This window comes from Tessaracoccus sp. (assembly GCF_016714275.1).
Classification (GTDB): domain Bacteria; phylum Actinomycetota; class Actinomycetes; order Propionibacteriales; family Propionibacteriaceae; genus Arachnia.
The window spans coordinates 925,558-942,052 of the sequence record NZ_JADJNP010000001.1; the positions used below are offsets into that span (position 1 = coordinate 925,558).

The following is a 16,495-nucleotide window of genomic DNA, read 5'->3' on the forward strand; positions in this document are numbered from 1 at the left end:
AAACAAGCGCATGACCATCACACGACGCGGCTTCATCGGAGCCTCGATTGGCGCGGCTGCTGTCGCGGGCCTCAGCGCCTGCGGAGGCGACAAGACGCCGGCCGGAGGCCCGACCTCCACCGCAGGAGCCCCCGGAGGCGGCGACGCTTTCCCCGCCGGCACGATGACCTTCTTCGGCTACGGCCAGCCCCAGTGGCTCATGGAGTACTACAACGCCTGGTTGGAGCGGAATCGGAGCATCGCGCCCGAGGTGACCCTGGCGATGGTGCAGACCGAGAGCGAGGCCGATGCGCGGCAGAAGCTGATCCAGGCGCTCTCCGCCGGCGACACCAAGTCGGCGGCAGACGTCATCCAGACCGGTCGCGTCTCTATGCTCGACATGGCGAAGAACGGCGTCCTCGTCGACATGACCGACTACCTGCGCAGCATCGAGGACAAGCTGGTGCCAGGCGCGCTGAGCGACTCGGAGTACGACGGGAAGCTCTACGGGATGCCGGACTCCGTGCGTCCGCAGCTCGTCTTCTACAACAACGAGATCTTCGAGAAGTACGGGATCGATCCCGAGTCGCTCGCCACCATGGAGGGCTACCTCGAGGCCGGCCGCAAGCTGAAGACCGACTCCAAGGGCGAGGTGCAGCTGAGCCAGGTCGATCCGAGCACCTTCGCGTGGCGCTACTGGGGTCGCCGCGGCCTTCTGCCGCAGGCCAAGGCCCAGATCTGGGGCGACGACGGCGCGATCGTCTTCGGCGAGAACGAGGGCACCCGCAAGGCGCTCGAGTTCTTCGGCACCCTGCACACCGAGGGGCACCTGCACGTCACGAAGATGTTCCAGGCCCCCCTGTACGAGGCCATCAACGCGGGCAAGATCGCGACGTTCTACATCGGCGCCTTCATGGACGAGTTCCTCCGCGGCAACGTCGCGGATATGTCCGGCAAGTGGCGCGTGCGCTCAGCTCCCGTGTTCGACGGCATCGGCCTGGGCGGCGCCCCGGTCATCGGCATGTCGTGCGCGGTCAACAAGGACGGCGCCCCCTACGCGGGCCTGTGGCAGAAGCTCTACAACGACTTCCATTTCGACGCCGCCGCCCGCGAGGCGTGGACCACCGACATGGTGGCTCAGAACGCGCCATACGCGAATCCGATCGCCACCGAGCTCCTGGCGGATCCGTTCTGGAAGGAGCCGGCGGAGTTCTACGGCGGCCAGTCGTTCCGCGAGGCGGAGTCCGCGGGCCTCGAGAACCCGTCACCGAACCTGCGGGTGACCAAGGACGACGCCGAGGCGGATGCCCTGATCTCGCCCGAGATCGAGAAGTTCGTCGCCGGCGCCCAGAGCATCGACGACGCGATCAAGAACGCGGACGCGGCGTTGAAGAACCGCATCGGTCAGACGGACGCCGCCTGACCATGAAGGGATTTGTCGCGAGGTACGGGGCGGGTTACCTGTTCATCGCCCCGTTCTTCGCGCTCTTCCTGATCTTCCAGCTCTTCCCCATCGTCTGGACGTTCTATATCTCGACGCAGGAGTGGACGGGGCTCGGCGAGCCGGAACCTGTCGGGCTCCAGAACTACGAGATGCTGCTCACCGATCCGCAGTTCTGGGACGCGTTCGGTAACACGCTGGTCTATTGGGTGTTCGGCCTGATCCTCATCCTGCCGCTGTCGCTCGGGATTTCGTTGCTGCTGCATCGCAAAGACCTTCGAGGCTTGCGAGGGTTCCGCACCATCACCTTCATCCCGTATGTGTGTGCCACGGTCGCGATCGGCCTGATCTTCAACATCTTGTTCGACACCCAGCAAGGCCTGATCAACGAGATTCTCCAGTTCGTGGGCCTCGACCCCGTCGGCTGGCTGACCACCACCACGTACTCGAAGGTTCCGGTCATCGCGCTCAACGTGTGGCGGCACACGCCGTGGTTCGCGCTGATCCTCTTCGGCGGTTTGCTCAACATCCCGACCGAGTATTACGAGGCCGCGAAGGTCGACGGGGCGAACGCGGTCCAGACCTTTTGGCACGTGACGCTTCCCGGGTTGAGGCCGGTCATCGTCTTCTGCATGATCATGATCACGGTCGAGTCCTGGAACATCTTCGCCGAGCCCTTCATCATGCGAGGTCCTGCCACCTCGAATATCAGCCTTTTCCAGTACATGTACGAGAGTTCTTTCCGACTGTTCAAGTTCGGGTACGGCGCCACGATCGGGGTCGCCCTCACCGTGATCCTCGCCGTGGTCTCCCTCGTCCAGCTCGCCGTGCTCAGGAGAGGAGACGACGCATGAGTCGCCGCCGTGCCCCTATCTCTGCCCGCGCCGGCCAGGGCGTCGCCTACGTCCTGATGGCCCTGATCATGGTGTACTCGCTCCTTCCCGCGGCGTGGATGATACTCATCGCGCTGAAGCCTCCGTCGTCGTCGATGACCGGTGCCAAGGTGCTAGACCTCACCAATCTGACGTTTGCGAACTTCGCCTCCGTCAACCAACTGACTCCGATCGCGACGAATGTCTCGAACTCGTTGTTCACGACGATCGTCGGCACCCTCACCACTTTGTTCTTCTGTTCGCTCGCCGGGTATGCGTTCGCAAAGATCGATTTTCCTGGCCGTGAGCCCATCTTCTACATCCTGATCGCGACGATGCTCGTGCCGCCGGAGGTGGCGATCATTCCGCTGTTTCGGATCATGACCGGGCTCTCGCTCGTCAACTCGCTCTGGGCGCTGATCATCCCCAAGATGGCCACCGCCGTCGGCATCTTCTACATGCGCCAGTACATCAGCGCGGTTCCGAACGAAGTGATCGAGGCCGCGAGGGTCGACGGTTGCGGGCCTTTCCGGATCTATCTGCAGATCGTCCTCCCGATGATCAAGCCTGGGCTCGCCGTGTGGGCGACGCTCACCGTCATCGCCCGCTGGAACGACTTCTTCTGGCCGCTCGTCTTCCTGCGCTCGGAGGACAAGTACACACTGGTGCAGGCGATCTCGCTGCTGCCGGTGGGCGAGGGTCTTTCGACCCCGTGGCCTGTGATCATGGCCGGAACGTCGATCGCGGTGATTCCGCCTGTCATCGGATACATCATCTTCCAGCGGTTCCAGAAGGCTGACATGACAGCGGGAGCGGTCAAGGGCTGAGGTGTGATCCGGGAGTCTGCCCCGACGCGGAACTTAAACGTTTCGGTAAGTTACGCTCGGTGCATGGCGGTAGCAAAACGTGTGACGATCTCCGACATTGCACGCCTGGCGGGGGTCTCGACGGGCGCGGTGTCCTTCGCGCTGAACGACCGCCCCGGCGTCAGCGAGGCCACCCGCCAGCGCATCCTCGAGATCGCTGAAGAGTTGCAGTGGCAGCCAAGTTCCGCCGCCCGTGCGCTTGTCGGGGGCAGCACCGGGGTCATCGGACTCGCGATAAGCAGGCCCGCGCGGACCATCGGCTCGGAGGCCTTCTTCGCGGATCTGATCGCTGGCATCCAGTCCGGTGTCTCGTCGAGCCAGATGGGCCTGCAGATGTGGCTGGTCCGGGACGTGCAGGCGGAGATCGACACCTACCGACGCTGGCACAATTCCCGTCAGGTCGACGGCGTGATCATGGTCGACCCGCTGCTCGACGACCCCCGGACCGCCGCGCTCACGGAACTTGGGACGCCCGCGGTGATCATCGGTTCCCGTCCCTCCCGCCCGGGCGAGCCGCCGACGGCATGGGTCGACGACACGCAGGCAGCCGCGACGCTGTTCGACTATCTCGTCGCCATCGGGCACCGCGACATGGCGTACGTGTCGGGTCCCGCTGCCCTCGAACACACGCTGCTGCGCACGCAGGTCCTGCGCGATCTCGAGTCGGAGGGCGTGGCCCAGGAGTCGTTCGTCACGGACTACTCCCCCGCCCATGCCTCCGCCATCACTCGGCAGCTGCTGAGCCGGAGGCGCCGGCCGTCGGTCATCGTGTACGACAACGATGTGCTGGCCGTCGCGGGCCTTCGTGTCGCGCAGGAGATGGGCGTCGGTGTCCCGCAGGACATCTCGATCGCCTCGTTCGACGACTCGGTGATCGCCGGCCTGACGCACCCCTCCATCACCTGCTTGACGAGGGACACGTTCGAACTCGGGGAGCAGGCGGCGCGGCTCCTGTTGGCGCAGTTGAAGTCGGGGACGCCGTTGGAGAGCCTGGCCTGCCCGCCGCCCGTGCTGACCGTCCGGGAGAGCACGGTCCCGCCTGCGTCACGCTGAGTGGCCTTGACGTGGGCGGATGAACGTATATAGCGTTTCAGTCATGTCGCCTGTGGTGCCGGAGCGTGGCGTGCATCTCGATGCCGCCCGCATGTTCTATCCCGTCGAATGGGTCCATTCGCTCCTGGAGCGTATGGCGGGCCTTGGCCTCACCGCGTTCCAGTGGCACTTCTCCGAGAACGAGGGCGTGCGGCTGGCATCGGAGGCCTTTCCGGAGATCGTGTCCGAGGAGCACATCACGAGGGTGCAGGCCGCCGACATCATCGCCCACGCTCGGGAGTTGGGGATCGACGTCGTGCCCTCGCTCGACATGCCGGGTCACCTCCGGCAGGCGCTCGCGACCCGCCCCGGGCTGCAGCTTCCCTCCCAGGACGGCGTCGACACCGCTCACGCCCTCGACATCACCAACCCGGCCGCGCGTGACTTCGCGAAGCGTCTGATCGACGACTACGCGTCGGTCTTCGCCGGCAGCACCTACTGGAACTTGGGTGGCGACGAGTTCGTCGACTTCGCCCGCATCGAGGACTACCCCGTCCTGGCTGCGGAGGCGCAGCGCCGTTTCGGCCCGGAAGCCACCGCGTTCGACCTGCTGACGGACTTCATCAACGAGATCGCCGAGTATCTCATCCAACTCGGCTACACGCCGCGCGCGTGGAACGACGGGCTGTTCCGCGGCGCCGTCGTCGTGCTGGATCCGCGCGTCGAGATCACGTGGTGGACCAACTGGCACCGGGAGATGCGGCCGGTCGCCGAGGCTTTCGCCGCCGGTCATCGCGTGCTGAACTTCGACGACCGGCACTGGTACTACGTCGTCGGCCAGAACGCGGGGTACTGGCACCCGACGGCGGAGCGCGCCTGGGCCGACGGCTGGCACCCGGGCCTGTTCCCACCGCTCCCCGACGGCTCGCGCCAGGAGTGGCACGGGCCCTACCCGGACCTCTTGGCCGGCGCCTACTTCTCGATCTGGAGCGACAAAGGCGGCGAGTCGCTCGACGAGATCGCTCGTCGCATCCAACTCCCTCTCGCCGCCTTCGCCGAGCGCAGCCGCGGCGGCGGCGGCGGCGGCGACCTCAGCTTCGCCGAGTTCGTCGCACGCGCCAGCGGCTAGATACAGCTAGGACCCGGTTGCCAGGAGGTCCTGCTCCGCCGGATGACGCTCGATGTACTTCGCGATGAACGGGCAGGTCGGCACGACCTTCGCGCCGACGGCGCGGGCGTCGGCCAGCGCGAATGCCACGAGCTGTTGCCCGAAGCCCTTTCCGCCGTGGGAAGGATCGACCTCGGTGTGGTGCATGTCCAGGACGCCGTCGTTGTCGTCGTAGTCGATGAAGCCGGCAACCTCGTCGCCGACGCGCAGCTCGTAGCGGTTGTCCTCGGCGTTCTTGGAGAGGGTCACATTCTCGTCACTCATGAGCGGACTCTACCCGCCGTCGTGCCGTCCGCACCGCGCCTACCGACGCGACGACGACTGCGGCCATCGCCAGCCATTCGACCCAGCCGAGCCACTCCCCCAGCACGACCCACGCGAACAGCGCGGCGGCGGCGGGCTCGAGGCTCATCAGGACGCTGAACGTGGCCGCCTTGATGACGCGCCGGGCATGCAGCTCGAGGGCGTAGGGTACGACGCTGCTGAGCAGCGCGACGGCGGTGGCGACCAGCCATACCCGCGGGTGCCCGAGGGCGTCCCCCGCCAGCATGAGCCCCGGAATGGCCAGGGCCAGCGCGCCGATGGTGCTGCCGACCGACAGCCCGGAGATGCCCTCCCAGCGTCGGCCGACAGGGCCAGCGATCACGATGTAGGCGGCCCACAGGGCGCCGGCGAGAAGCGCGAGCACGACACCGACGAGGTCCAGGGAGCCGGGCGACGCGCCGAGCAGCGCGACGCCGACGCCCGCGAGCACCACCCACAGCAGGTCGATCGGCCGCCGCGATCCCCATACCGCCAGCAGCAGCGGGCCGATGAACTCCAGCGTGACGGCGACGCCGATCGGGATCCGCTCGAAGCTGTAGTAGATCGAGATGTTCATGCCGGACAGCGCGAGGCCGTAGGCGACGACGATCGCCCAGTCGCGCGCCGAGCGCCCGGTGAGCCGCGGCCGGGAGATGGCGACGAGCACAACGCTGGCCAGCGCGATCCGCAGGAACGCGATCGTGGCGGGCGCCGCGACGTCGAACAGCCCCTTGCCGAAGGCAGCGCCGAGCTGGACCGAGGCGATGCTGATCAGGACGAGCACCACCGGGTTCACTCTGTGCATGCGCCCTACTCTCGCGCGTGCGGGCGGGCGCGGCAAACCGGGATCAGCGTGGCTGGGCGTGCCAGAGGGCATGGTAGGAACCGCCTGCCTCCAGCAGCTCCTCGTGGGTGCCCAGCTCGGCGATCCGGCCGCGGTCGAGGACCGCGATCCGGTCCGCGCCGCGCACCTGGCTGAGACGGTGCGCCACCACGAGAGCGGTGCGGCCGCGCGTGACCTGGCGCGCCGCCGCGTCCAGCGACTCGGCCTCGGCCGTACCCGCCTCTGAGGTCGCCTCGTCGAGCACGACCACGGCGGGGTCGGCCAGCCACACCCGCGCCAGGGCAAGGCGCTGCAGCTGCGCGACGCTCAACGGGCGCCCGCCGTGCCCCACGAGCGTGTCCAGCCCTTCGGGCCACTCCACGAACTCCTGTCCCCCCACCGCACAGAGCGCCGCGACGAGGCGGCCGTCATCTGCGTCGGGGCAGGCCAGGAGCAGATTCTCCCGCAGCGAGCCCATGAACGCGTGCGACTCCTGCGTCACCAGTGCCAGGTCGGCCCGTGGGATGCGGCGGATCACCTCGCCGCTCTCCGGCTCGTGCAGCCCCGCGACAAGGGACGCGATCGTCGACTTCCCGCTTCCCGATGCCCCGACGAGCGCCACCATGGCTCCGCGGTCGATCCCGAGCCGGACGTCGTGCAGCACAGGGTGCCCCGGCCGGTAGGCGAAGTGCACGCCGTCCAGTTCCACCATCGTCGACGGCGCGTGTCCCCCGTCGATCAGCGGGGCCTCCGGCGCGCCCGCGGCTGCGCCTGCGCTCACGCCGACGATCCGGCTCAGGCTCGCGAATGCCTGCTGTACGTCGTCCATCACGTGCAGCAACGCGCCGATCGGCGTGACCGCCTGGAGGAACAACAGCGCGGCGGCCGTGACGTCGCCGGGACTCGCGGTGCCGTTCCCGGCAAGCAGGACCCCCACCGCGAGCACTGCCGCGAGACCGACGGCTTCGGCCACGTTCAGCCTCCCGAACAGCCGGTTCTGGACGATCCGGGTGCGCATCGACCAGCGCACCACCTCCCAGGTGGTCTGACGAATCAGCCCCAGCTGGCGCTTCTCCAGCCGATGCGCGCGCACGGTGGGCAGGTTGCCGAGCGTGCCCAGGACCTGACGGCCGCGCTCGGAATGCGCGCGGCGGTCCTCCGCGTACACGGCCGGGGCGGTGCGGAGATACCAGCGCAAGGTGAGCCACTGGAGCGGTAGTACGACCGCGAACGCGGCGAGGAACCACGGGTGCACCGCCGTCATTCCCGCGGCCACGACGACGATCGCCACCGCCGCCGAGCACAGCTGCGGCAGCACGTAGGGCAGGCCGTCCGACACCTCGGCCACGTCGTCGCTGGCGCGAGTCACGACGTCGCCGCTGTCGAGCAGATCCCGGTCCAGCGCCAGCGCGCCGACGACGAACTCCTCGCGCAGCGCCGCGATCACCGATTGGCTCACCCCGGCCAGACGCACGTTCGCCTGCCAGGCGAGCACGCCGCCCGCCAGCGCCGCGCCGAGCAGGCCCGCGGCCAGCCACGGCCACTGCGTCCGCCCGTCCGATCCTTCGATGACGACGTCGACCATCCGGCCCACCGCGAACGGGAACACCAGCCCGAGCGCGGACTCCGCGACGAACATCGCGAGCACAAGCAGCAGGAGCCAGGACTGCGGGCGCGACAGGCGAGAGAGTTCCGCCGCGACCTTCCGGCCCGAAGCGGTCGGCAGCGTCGTCATGGCCGAACCACCTCGTCGGCGACCACGTCGAACGCGCGGCTGCCGGTCAGCACGACGGTCGTGCGGCCGCGGCGGCGCTCGGCGAGGGCCTGGACCAGTCGCTGCTCGGTGACCGGGTCGACGGCCGACGTCGGCTCGATCAGGACCAGCACGTCCGGGTCCGCGGCGATCCCGCGGGCCAGTGCCACCCGCTGCCGCTGCCCGCCGGACAGGCCGGCCACGCCGTACCCCACCTCCGTGTCGTAGCCGTCGGCCAGCTCGTCAGGCGTCAGTTGCGCGACGCGCAACGCGGAGCAGGCCCGCTCGCGGCTCACCGGCTCGACGCCGCAGGCCTGCACGTTCTCAAGAACGGTCCCCGCCAGGATCCCTGGCTGTCGAGGGAGCACGACGACGCCGTCGCGCCCACCCCACGCGTCGACCAGCTCGTCCTGCCGCCGCGCAGGGACCTCCCACACCACGAGGCCGACCCCAGGGAGATCGGTCCTGTCACCCGGCGGCGGGTCCGGGGCGTCGTGCAGGCTCAGGACCCGACGGGCCGATGCGCGCGACACCGCCAGGTAGTTGGCCACCGAGACCAGCCCGTCCAGAGGCCCCACGAGTCCGAGGGCGAGCCCGGCCGCCGCGATCAGCTGCCCCACGCCGATCTGCCCGGAGACCGCGAGCCACGCGGCGAGGATGGCGACGCCGGCCGCGAACAGCTGCGCGGACCCTACCGATGCGCCGTCGAGCGCAGCTTCGGCGCGCTCGGCCGCGAGGGTGCGTCGATAGGCCTCCTGGCTCGCGGCGCGGTAACGCTCCGCGGCGACGGGCTGCGCGTGGATGCCCTGCAGGACCCGGACTCCCGCCACGAGGTCGCCCGCGAGGGCCGCGGCGTCGGCGATCCCTTCCTGCGCGGCGAGGCTTCGCTCGTGCAGCGGCCGGATCACGAGCCGGACCAGCGCGGCGAGCAGCGGAAGGCCAAGCAGGACCGTCCACCCGAGGAGCGGATGGATGCCGAACAGCAGGAACACGGCGAGGATGAGCCCCGCAGCCTCGCCGGGCGGGTACACGGCGACGTAGAGCACGGCGCAGGCGCGGTGCACGTCTCCGGTCGCCACCGACAGCACCTCGCCCGGCGGCCGCTGGTCGGCGGGCCGGTTGCCCAGCACTCGCCCGAGCAGTCCCTGCGAGAGCGCGTACTCCGCGCGTTGGACGCCGAACCAGCCCAGCCGGCCGCCGAAACGGTAGGTGAGGTGCATGACCGCGTAGAGCCCGGCCAGCGCGAGGGCCCACAGCGTCAGCTGCGACGACACCGTCGCCAGCGGCTGCCCGGCCCACAGTGGACGGATCACCCGGTCCGTGAAGGCGCCGAGCGCGGCCGGCACCAGCATCGTGGCCTGGTTGAACAGCACGAGCAGAAGCGAGCCGGACAGCACCCAGCGCCAGCCGACGCCGAAGATCGCCCAGCTCAGCCGGGTTGGTGTCCAGCCCCGGCCGATGGTGAGAGCCAATCCCGGCGGGGGCGTCGGCGAGGGCTCGACCCAGCCGAGCCTCGCCGACGTGGAGGCCGTCGTCATGGGCGCAGCGCGAAGAGGGCGTAGCCCCATCCGACGGTGCTGCGCTCCCAGGTCAGCCCCGCCTCCCGGAACAGCGCCGTGGCCTCCTCCGCGGTGCGAAGGCCGCCCCCGGTGAGCGCGAACCGGATCACGTCGGCCTCGTACTCGTGCTCATCGGCCAGCGCCTCGTCAAGCAGCTCGCCGAACACGACGACGGCACCGCCCGGGTTCACGCTTGCCGCGGCCTCGCGCAGGATGTGAACGGCGTCCTCGTCAGAGGCGGTCTCGAGGACGTCGGGCAGCAGGACCGCGTCGGCCGGGACCGGGCGCCGGTGCAGCAGGCTGCCCGCCTCGAACCGGACGCGGTCGCCCAGCCGCTCGCGATGCAGAGCCAGCTGCGACGGCGGCCCGACGACCGTGATCGCGAGTCCGGGGTGCTTCGCGAGCAGCGCCGCCGCGAACCCGGACGCGGCCAGACCCGAGACGTGGACGGAGCCCTCCGTCGCGGCCGGCCATGCATCGGCGACCGCGCCTGCCACGTAGGTGGAAAGGGTCTCCGCCTCGTCGGCCCGATCGCGCGCGAGGACGGGATCCTCGTCAACACGCCGCTCGAAGGCGGCGCCGAACCACTCTCCCCCGGTGCCGACACCCGTGCGCACCGCCGACAGCAGCGACAGCGCCGCGTCCAGTTCCTTCCGCGCGGCGTAGCCGTCGAGGTTCAGGGACTCCTCGGCGTGTTCGTCGCCCAGTTCCTGACCCATCGGGGTGAGCCGCACCCGGTCCTCGGCCACGCCGTCGACCACGCCAAGGGCCGCGAGATAGCGCACCCACTTGCCTGTCGCCTTCGGGTGCGTTCCCAGCTCGGCGGCGAGGTCGGCCAGCGAAAGAGCACGACCGTCGAGCACGCCCGGGAGGCCGACGGTGGCAGCCACCCGGAGCGCGAAGGGAGGAAGCAGCTCACCGAGCTCGTGCAGCCGCTCCTGGTCCTCGGCGCTGGCCTCCACGTCGACGGTCTCCTCGTCGGCGGCGTCATCGGTGCGCTGCCGCCGCCAATACCCGGTGACGTCGATCTGCTCCTTGCTCAGACCCTTGTCGCGGCGCAGCCAGCGCCGGATAGGGGTGAGAGTCAAGGCCTCGCCCGCCACCCAGGCGAACGCGGTTCCCTCCCACCAGTCGGCGGCAGTGAGGGCGTCGAGCAGCAGCGTGGTGCTGCCGGGCGCAGCGCCGTCGCGGCTGAGCCAGGTCACCTCCACACCCGGCGGCACCGGCAGGTCCTGTCGATGGGAGCGCTCCGCCACCTCGATGAACACCTGCGCGCGGGCGCCCTCCGGCCAGTTCTCCAACCAGCGTCCAATCGATGGGAGCGCTGTCTCGTCCCCGGCGATCAGCACCCAGTCGGCCCCCTCCGGATGGCCGGACGACGCCTTGGGTCCTGCGATCTGGATGGGGTCGCCCACTCGCGCCTCGCGCGCCCAGGTCGTCGCAGGCCCGGAACCGTGCAGCACGAGGTCGACGTCCACCTCGCCGAGCTCTGGCCGCCACGACCGAACCGTGTAGGTGCGCACGACCATCTCGTCGTACCGCGCCCAGTCGAGCACGCCGTCGGCCTGCGCGGGTCCGAGAGCGATCCCTAGATCCGGATTAGTGAGCAGCAGCTTGAACTCGTCGTCGAACCCGTCGGAGCGGAAGGCGGCAACGGGAAAGCCGTTGCTCGCGACGTGCGCGGCGAGCTCGGGGCCACCCAGCGTGACGCGTCGCATGCCGGGCGTGACGTCCGCGACGGCCAGTACCTGAAGCGTGCGGGTCGTGATCGGGAAGACCTCGAGGGGTCGAAGGCTGACGGCCATGTTCTAGCTCCTCATGCTGGATGGGCGGTTGACCATGGGGACGACGCTGGGCGTGCCGGTAACGGGATCGGGGAGAACAAGGCAGGGCAGGCCGAAGACCCGCTCGACCAGCTCTGCGGTAAGGATGTCGGCCGGGGCGCCGGTGGTGACGATCTCGCCGTCCTTCATGACGATGAGGTGATCGGCGTAGCGGGCGGCCTGGTTGAGGTCGTGCAGCACGGCGACCAGCGTCTTGCCGCGCAGGTGGAAGTCGCGCAGCAGCTCCATGAGCTCGAACTGATGCGCGATGTCCAGGAACGTGGTGGGCTCGTCGAGCAGCATGATGTCGGTGTCCTGCGCCAGCAGCATCGCTACCCAGACACGTTGCCGTTGTCCTCCGGACAGCTCGTCGACGAGCTCGCCCGAGAGCTCGGTGAGTTGGGTGGCCGCGAGTGCCTCCGCGACGGCCGCCTCGTCCGATGCCTGCCACTGCTGGAACAGGTTCTGGTGGGGTGCGCGACCGCGGGCGACGAGGTCGGCGACGCGGATGCCATCCGGCGCGAGCGACGTCTGCGGCAGCAGTCCCAGCCGCCGCGCGACCTCCTTGGAGCGGTACTCCTTGATCGCCCGGCCGTCGAGGAGCAGCGTGCCCGACGACGGGGTGAGCACGCGGGCGAACGCGCGCAGCAGCGTCGATTTCCCGCAGCCGTTGGGGCCGATGATGGCGGTGAAGGAACGATCCGGGATGTCGGTGCTGAGCGAGGCGCAGATCACTTTGCGCTCGTAGCCGATGGTGGCCGTGTCGGCCACCAGCCGTGGGTGGTTCATGATGCTCCCCCGCGTCTTCGGGTCTCGTGGATCAACAGCCAGATCAGGTAGCAGCCGCCGACGCAGACCGTGATCAGCCCGACCGGAACGGTGTAGCTGACCTGTCCGATCAGCAGGCTGAGCAGGTGCGCGGCGGCGAGGACCGCCGCACCCATGGCCGCTGAGGCAAGCAGGCTCACGCCCGGGGTGCGGGCGAGGCGCTTGGCCATCTGCGGCGCGGCGAGCGCGATGAACGCGATGGGCCCTGCTGCGGCCGTGACGATCGCCGTTGTCGCGACGCCGACGACGATCAGCAGGATCCGCGCCGGGCCTACCGTCGTGCCCTGGGTGACGGCGGCGTCGTCGCCGAGCTCCATGCTCCGCAGGGCCGGGGCGAGCAGGATGCAGCCGACGGCGATGACGAGCGCGAAGGCGCCTGCCGGCGCGAGCGAGGCCCAGGTGACCCGCGCGATGGAGCCGGCCCCCCAGAACCCGACCATCATCGCGTCGCGCAGCTCGGCCCGCGAGATGAGATAGTCGTCGACTGAGCCGAGCAGCGCCGACATCGCGATGCCGACGATGATGAGTCGGAATCCTTGAACGCCCCGCCGGCGGGCCAGGAGATAGACGACGAGCGCCGTCGCCATGCCGCCGAGTAGAGAGGCGCCGGCGACGGCCCAGTAGTTGGCGTTACCGAGCAGCAGGATCAGGAGCACGACGGCGGTGTAGGAGCCGGCGTCGAAGCCGATCAGGTCCGGCGACCCGAGCGGGTTTCTGGTGAGCGACTGGAAGATCGCCCCGCCGACGCCGAGCATCGCGCCGAACAGCACGGCGGAGATCGCCACGGGCAGCCGCCACTCCAGCACGATCATTGCGGTGAAGTCGTCCCCGCGTCCAGCAAGTGTGCCGAACACCTCGGCTGCGGTAAGTGGATAATCGCCGTAGCGAATGGCCCAGGTCGCCATCAGGACAGCGGCGGCGAACAGTGCGACGCTCGTCGCGACGAGCCGCAGCGGCAGCCGCGCCGACCCCCGTGCGGCGCGGACGACGGCGACCCGGTATCCGAAGTCGACGCTCATAACCCGCTCACCCGCCTTCGCCGCACGAGCGCGATCAGCACCGGCGCCCCGAACACGGCGGTCATGATCCCCACCTCGATCTCGCCCGGGCGTCCCAGCACGCGGCCCGCGACGTCGGAGCCGAGCACGAGCACGGGCGAGGCGAGCACGGTATAGGCCATGATCCAGCGCTGATCGGGGCCGACGATCCACCGCACGATGTGCGGCACCATCAACCCGACGAACGCGATGCCGCCGGTCAGCGCCGTCGCCCCTCCCGCGAGGAGGGTGAGCGCGACGATGCCGAGGACCCGGGTGCGCAGCAGGTGTACCCCGAGGGCCGTTGCTTGCTCGTCGCCGAGGGCGACGGAGTTCAGCGACCCGGACAGTCCCAGCGCGATCACGGTGCCGATCGCCAGGAACGGCCCTACGGCAGCCAGCTCATCGAGCCCCGTGCGGGCGATCGAGCCGAGGCCCCAGCTGCGCAGGGCGCGGAATGTCTCAGGATCGATCAGCGTCAGGAAGGTGCTGAAGCCGCCGAGCACCGCGCCGAGCGCGACGCCGGCCAGCACCAGCGTGACGGGAGATGCGGAGCCCCGTCCGGCCGATCCGATCACGTAGACGAGCACCGTCGCGGCTGCCGCGCCCACGAAGGAGAACCAGACATAGCCCGAGATGCCGGTGATCCCGAAGATGCCGACGCCGAGGGTGACGGCGAACCCGGCTCCGGCGTTGACCCCGAGGATGCCCGGGTCGGCCAGCGGGTTACGAGTCAGCGCCTGGATCAGCGCGCCAGCCAGCCCGAAGGCGATGCCGACGACGACCCCGACAACGGTCCTCGGACCGCGCAGCGACCACACGATGAGGGAGGCCTCCGTGTCGTCGGGGCGGATCAGCCCGTTCCAGACCTCTCCGAGGCTGAACGGGTTGGCCCCGACGGCGATGCTGAGCACGCACACGCAGACGAGTGCCCCGAGGATCACCAGGGCTCCCGCGGCGCGTCGCGACGCGCCATGCGTCACCGCGGGAACGAACCTTCGAGCGCCTCGTTGAGCGCGTCAACGGTCCAGACGAGGTTGACGGCGGTGGGATGGGAGAACGACCACGCGATGTCGAGGCCGCCGGTCTTCGGGTCCGGCAGCAGGTAGGAAACCCTGTCCTCCTTGACCACGTTCAGCGACTGGAAGAGCGGGCTGGCGTTTAGCCAGGACTCGGCCTCCTCGGCGGTGCCTTCGCCGCCGTGCTGGGCGATGAGCAGGCCGTCGCCGTCGACCATCCCGATGTTCTCGAGGCTGACCTCCCAGTTGTCGCCGACGAACTTCGCGGCGTTCGGGTGGGGTGCGAAGCCCAGCTCGCTCAGGATCTCCTCTGCCGGCGAGCCCGCCGCGTTGACGAACTCGATCCCGCTCGCCTGGCCGCGGTTGATCAGGACGGCGAGGGTCTTGTCCACGAACTGCGGGTTCTCCGCCGCGACGCCGGCGACGTGCTGCTCCGCGTCGGCGACCGCCAAGTCCGCGGCCTTCGTCAGGTCCAGCGCGGCGCCGACGCTGCGGGTGACCGCGCGCCAGTCGCCGGGGTCGCCGTCGGCGGTCTCGAAGCCGAGGACCGGAGCGATCTTCGACATCCGCTCGAAGTTGTTCTCGACGTCGCCGCTGAAGGCGACGATCAGGTCGGGCTTGGCGGACAGGATCGCTTCGATCTCCATGGCGTCGGCCCATGGGTTGATGACGGTGGCCTCCGCGAGCTGCTCGGTGTACTGCGGGTACCACGCCCAGCCGTCCGCCTTCTCCGGCGAGATCACCGGCTTGATGCCCAATGCCAGAACCGCGTCGAGTTCGCCGAGCCCGCCGACCACGGCGATCCGTTCCGGGCGTTCCTCCAACGTCGTCGTTCCGTAGGGTGTGGTCAGCGTCAACGGATACGTGGCGGCACCCTCCGCCGCCGGAACCAAGGCATCGGCGGCCGGTTGCGTGGCAGGTGCCGCCGGCGACTCGGCGGGGGTGGTCGGCGTGCCGGCCTGCCCACCGCAGCCGACAAGGGCGGCGGAGGCGGCGAGGAGCAGGACGATCGACGTGGGCGTTCTCATTGAGAGGTCACTTTCTGCATAACTAAGGGGCCGACACCGAGGCGACGGCCCGTTGAGCAGAATTAGAGTAGCCTTGCCTAACCTAATACCTTGTGCGGTTTGCGGCGCCCACTGTGCCGCACACGACAGAACTCATCTGGAGGTGCCTTCGATGCCAAGGACTCGTCGCCTGACGCCGGGAAACCGACGGTGATGCTCACCCGGCGCGGCCCCGATGCGCTGTCTCGCGAGTTCCGGGTCCCGGCCACGACCATCGAGCCCCGGATGCACACCGACTACCACATCCTGCTCTGGCAGGCGCACGGCCGGAGCACGTTCAGAGTCGACGGCCTGCTTTTCGAGCTGCAGCGCCACGAGGCGCTCTGGGTGCCGCCGGGCAGCTGGCACGCGTTCACCGTGCACGCAGACTCGGTGCTGCTGCCGATCTTCTTCGACGTCGATGACATCGCCACCACGATCACCGAGCCGACCGTGATCACCCTGGACAGCCAGGCCCAGCTGCAGTGTCTCGTGGAGATCGCGGCACAGAACTCGATCATCGCGCCGCCGACCAACACTCAGCGACAACTCCTCGGTCACATCGAACAGGCGACGCGGCCGGACTCGTCGCTCCGCCTCCCGCGGTCACCGTCGGCGCTGGCGGTGGCGGAGTCGCTGCTGTTCGATCCCGGGGACCCGCGCACGATCGCCGAGTGGGCTGCCGCCGCCCACGTCTCGTCCCGGTCGCTGGAGCGCGCCTTCCTGGCGGAGACCGCACTGTCGTTCGGCAAGTGGCGGACGCTGTGTCGGCTCGAAGCGGCCTGCGCACTGCTCCGCCAGCGCGGCACGGTGAACGCCGTCGCCCGAAGGGTCGGCTACGACAGCCACTCCGCCTTCAGCAGGGCCTTCCGCGCTCACCTCGGGGAGACCCCGACCAACTACGCCGCCCGGTTCGCGGCCTCCTGACGCTGGGCACTGATCCGCG

General features: G+C 69.4%; 15 protein-coding genes. 6 read left to right on the plus strand and 9 right to left on the minus strand.

Going from position 1 to position 16,495, the window contains the following annotated elements; genetic code table 11:
- Window positions 1–10: 10 nt before the first annotated feature.
- The 5 genes from IPJ61_RS04280 to IPJ61_RS04300 all read left to right on the plus strand — a co-directional run bounded on the left by IPJ61_RS04280 (window position 11) and on the right by IPJ61_RS04300 (window position 5,319).
- Window positions 11–1,402: an ABC transporter substrate-binding protein gene (locus tag IPJ61_RS04280; RefSeq protein WP_297103487.1), complete on the plus strand. Its 1,392-nt coding sequence runs from the start codon at window positions 11–13 to the stop codon at window positions 1,400–1,402.
- 2 nt (window positions 1,403–1,404) lie between these two features.
- Window positions 1,405–2,274, plus strand: coding sequence for a carbohydrate ABC transporter permease (locus tag IPJ61_RS04285; RefSeq protein ID WP_297103490.1), 870 nt, complete (start codon window positions 1,405–1,407; stop codon window positions 2,272–2,274).
- Window positions 2,271–3,119 (plus strand): carbohydrate ABC transporter permease, encoded by an 849-nt coding sequence (locus IPJ61_RS04290; protein ID WP_297103492.1) that lies wholly within the window; start codon window positions 2,271–2,273, stop codon window positions 3,117–3,119. Before IPJ61_RS04285 ends, IPJ61_RS04290 begins: the two co-directional genes overlap by 4 nt.
- Before the next feature lie 63 nt (window positions 3,120–3,182).
- The gene (locus IPJ61_RS04295) at window positions 3,183–4,211 is read left to right on the plus strand and encodes a LacI family DNA-binding transcriptional regulator (RefSeq protein ID WP_297103494.1); all 1,029 of its coding nucleotides are present in this window, start codon (window positions 3,183–3,185) and stop codon (window positions 4,209–4,211) included.
- Between the two features lie 43 nt (window positions 4,212–4,254).
- Window positions 4,255–5,319: a family 20 glycosylhydrolase gene (locus IPJ61_RS04300; protein ID WP_297103496.1), complete on the plus strand. Its 1,065-nt coding sequence runs from the start codon at window positions 4,255–4,257 to the stop codon at window positions 5,317–5,319.
- Window positions 5,320–5,325: 6 nt separating this feature from the next.
- On the opposite strand, the gene IPJ61_RS04305 is transcribed toward IPJ61_RS04300, so the two are convergent.
- From IPJ61_RS04305 to IPJ61_RS04345, 9 genes are read right to left on the minus strand one after another with little or no spacing between them, the layout of a single operon-like run.
- Window positions 5,326–5,622 carry a GNAT family N-acetyltransferase gene (locus IPJ61_RS04305; protein ID WP_297103498.1) on the minus strand — a complete coding sequence of 99 codons (297 nt, stop codon included), beginning with the start codon at window positions 5,620–5,622 and terminating at the stop codon, window positions 5,326–5,328.
- Complete coding sequence (locus IPJ61_RS04310) at window positions 5,615–6,466, minus strand: EamA family transporter (RefSeq protein ID WP_297103502.1); 852 nt, start codon at window positions 6,464–6,466, stop codon at window positions 5,615–5,617. Before IPJ61_RS04310 ends, IPJ61_RS04305 begins: the two co-directional genes overlap by 8 nt.
- Before the next feature lie 43 nt (window positions 6,467–6,509).
- Complete coding sequence (locus IPJ61_RS04315) at window positions 6,510–8,219, minus strand: ABC transporter ATP-binding protein (RefSeq protein WP_297103504.1); 1,710 nt, start codon at window positions 8,217–8,219, stop codon at window positions 6,510–6,512.
- On the minus strand, window positions 8,216–9,775 hold the full coding sequence (locus tag IPJ61_RS04320; protein WP_297103506.1) for an ABC transporter transmembrane domain-containing protein: 1,560 nt from the start codon (window positions 9,773–9,775) through the stop codon (window positions 8,216–8,218). Before IPJ61_RS04320 ends, IPJ61_RS04315 begins: the two co-directional genes overlap by 4 nt.
- Window positions 9,772–11,601 carry a siderophore-interacting protein gene (locus tag IPJ61_RS04325; RefSeq protein WP_297103509.1) on the minus strand — a complete coding sequence of 610 codons (1,830 nt, stop codon included), beginning with the start codon at window positions 11,599–11,601 and terminating at the stop codon, window positions 9,772–9,774. Before IPJ61_RS04325 ends, IPJ61_RS04320 begins: the two co-directional genes overlap by 4 nt.
- Window positions 11,602–11,604: 3 nt before the next feature.
- Window positions 11,605–12,408, minus strand: a complete 804-nt coding sequence (locus IPJ61_RS04330; protein WP_297103512.1) for an ABC transporter ATP-binding protein — start codon at window positions 12,406–12,408, stop codon at window positions 11,605–11,607.
- On the minus strand, window positions 12,405–13,466 hold the full coding sequence (locus IPJ61_RS04335) for a FecCD family ABC transporter permease (RefSeq protein ID WP_297103517.1): 1,062 nt from the start codon (window positions 13,464–13,466) through the stop codon (window positions 12,405–12,407). The genes IPJ61_RS04330 and IPJ61_RS04335 overlap by 4 nt, the downstream gene beginning before the upstream one ends.
- On the minus strand, window positions 13,463–14,467 hold the full coding sequence (locus IPJ61_RS04340) for a FecCD family ABC transporter permease (protein ID WP_297103520.1): 1,005 nt from the start codon (window positions 14,465–14,467) through the stop codon (window positions 13,463–13,465). The genes IPJ61_RS04335 and IPJ61_RS04340 overlap by 4 nt, the downstream gene beginning before the upstream one ends.
- The gene (locus tag IPJ61_RS04345; protein WP_297103524.1) at window positions 14,464–15,531 is read right to left on the minus strand and encodes an ABC transporter substrate-binding protein; all 1,068 of its coding nucleotides are present in this window, start codon (window positions 15,529–15,531) and stop codon (window positions 14,464–14,466) included. Before IPJ61_RS04345 ends, IPJ61_RS04340 begins: the two co-directional genes overlap by 4 nt.
- Before the next feature lie 192 nt (window positions 15,532–15,723).
- Between IPJ61_RS04345 and IPJ61_RS04350 the strand changes: the two genes are divergently transcribed.
- The gene (locus IPJ61_RS04350) at window positions 15,724–16,476 is read left to right on the plus strand and encodes a helix-turn-helix transcriptional regulator (protein ID WP_297103528.1); all 753 of its coding nucleotides are present in this window, start codon (window positions 15,724–15,726) and stop codon (window positions 16,474–16,476) included.
- Window positions 16,477–16,495: the final 19 nt, after the last annotated feature.

Excerpts from the sequence above, each read along its gene's own strand:
- IPJ61_RS04280 (WP_297103487.1), top strand. The coding sequence starts at position 11 with ATGACCATCACACGACGCGGCTTCATCGGAGCCTCGATTGGCGCGGCT.
- IPJ61_RS04285 (WP_297103490.1), top strand. The coding sequence starts at position 1,405 with ATGAAGGGATTTGTCGCGAGGTACGGGGCGGGTTACCTGTTCATCGCC.
- IPJ61_RS04290 (WP_297103492.1), top strand. The coding sequence starts at position 2,271 with ATGAGTCGCCGCCGTGCCCCTATCTCTGCCCGCGCCGGCCAGGGCGTC.
- IPJ61_RS04295 (WP_297103494.1), top strand. The coding sequence starts at position 3,183 with ATGGCGGTAGCAAAACGTGTGACGATCTCCGACATTGCACGCCTGGCG.
- IPJ61_RS04300 (WP_297103496.1), top strand. The coding sequence starts at position 4,255 with ATGTCGCCTGTGGTGCCGGAGCGTGGCGTGCATCTCGATGCCGCCCGC.
- IPJ61_RS04305 (WP_297103498.1), bottom strand. The coding sequence starts at position 5,622 with ATGAGTGACGAGAATGTGACCCTCTCCAAGAACGCCGAGGACAACCGC.
- IPJ61_RS04310 (WP_297103502.1), bottom strand. The coding sequence starts at position 6,466 with ATGCACAGAGTGAACCCGGTGGTGCTCGTCCTGATCAGCATCGCCTCG.
- IPJ61_RS04315 (WP_297103504.1), bottom strand. The coding sequence starts at position 8,219 with ATGACGACGCTGCCGACCGCTTCGGGCCGGAAGGTCGCGGCGGAACTC.
- IPJ61_RS04320 (WP_297103506.1), bottom strand. The coding sequence starts at position 9,775 with ATGACGACGGCCTCCACGTCGGCGAGGCTCGGCTGGGTCGAGCCCTCG.
- IPJ61_RS04325 (WP_297103509.1), bottom strand. The coding sequence starts at position 11,601 with ATGGCCGTCAGCCTTCGACCCCTCGAGGTCTTCCCGATCACGACCCGC.
- IPJ61_RS04330 (WP_297103512.1), bottom strand. The coding sequence starts at position 12,408 with ATGAACCACCCACGGCTGGTGGCCGACACGGCCACCATCGGCTACGAG.
- IPJ61_RS04335 (WP_297103517.1), bottom strand. The coding sequence starts at position 13,466 with ATGAGCGTCGACTTCGGATACCGGGTCGCCGTCGTCCGCGCCGCACGG.
- IPJ61_RS04345 (WP_297103524.1), bottom strand. The coding sequence starts at position 15,531 with ATGAGAACGCCCACGTCGATCGTCCTGCTCCTCGCCGCCTCCGCCGCC.
- IPJ61_RS04350 (WP_297103528.1), top strand. The coding sequence starts at position 15,724 with ATGCTCACCCGGCGCGGCCCCGATGCGCTGTCTCGCGAGTTCCGGGTC.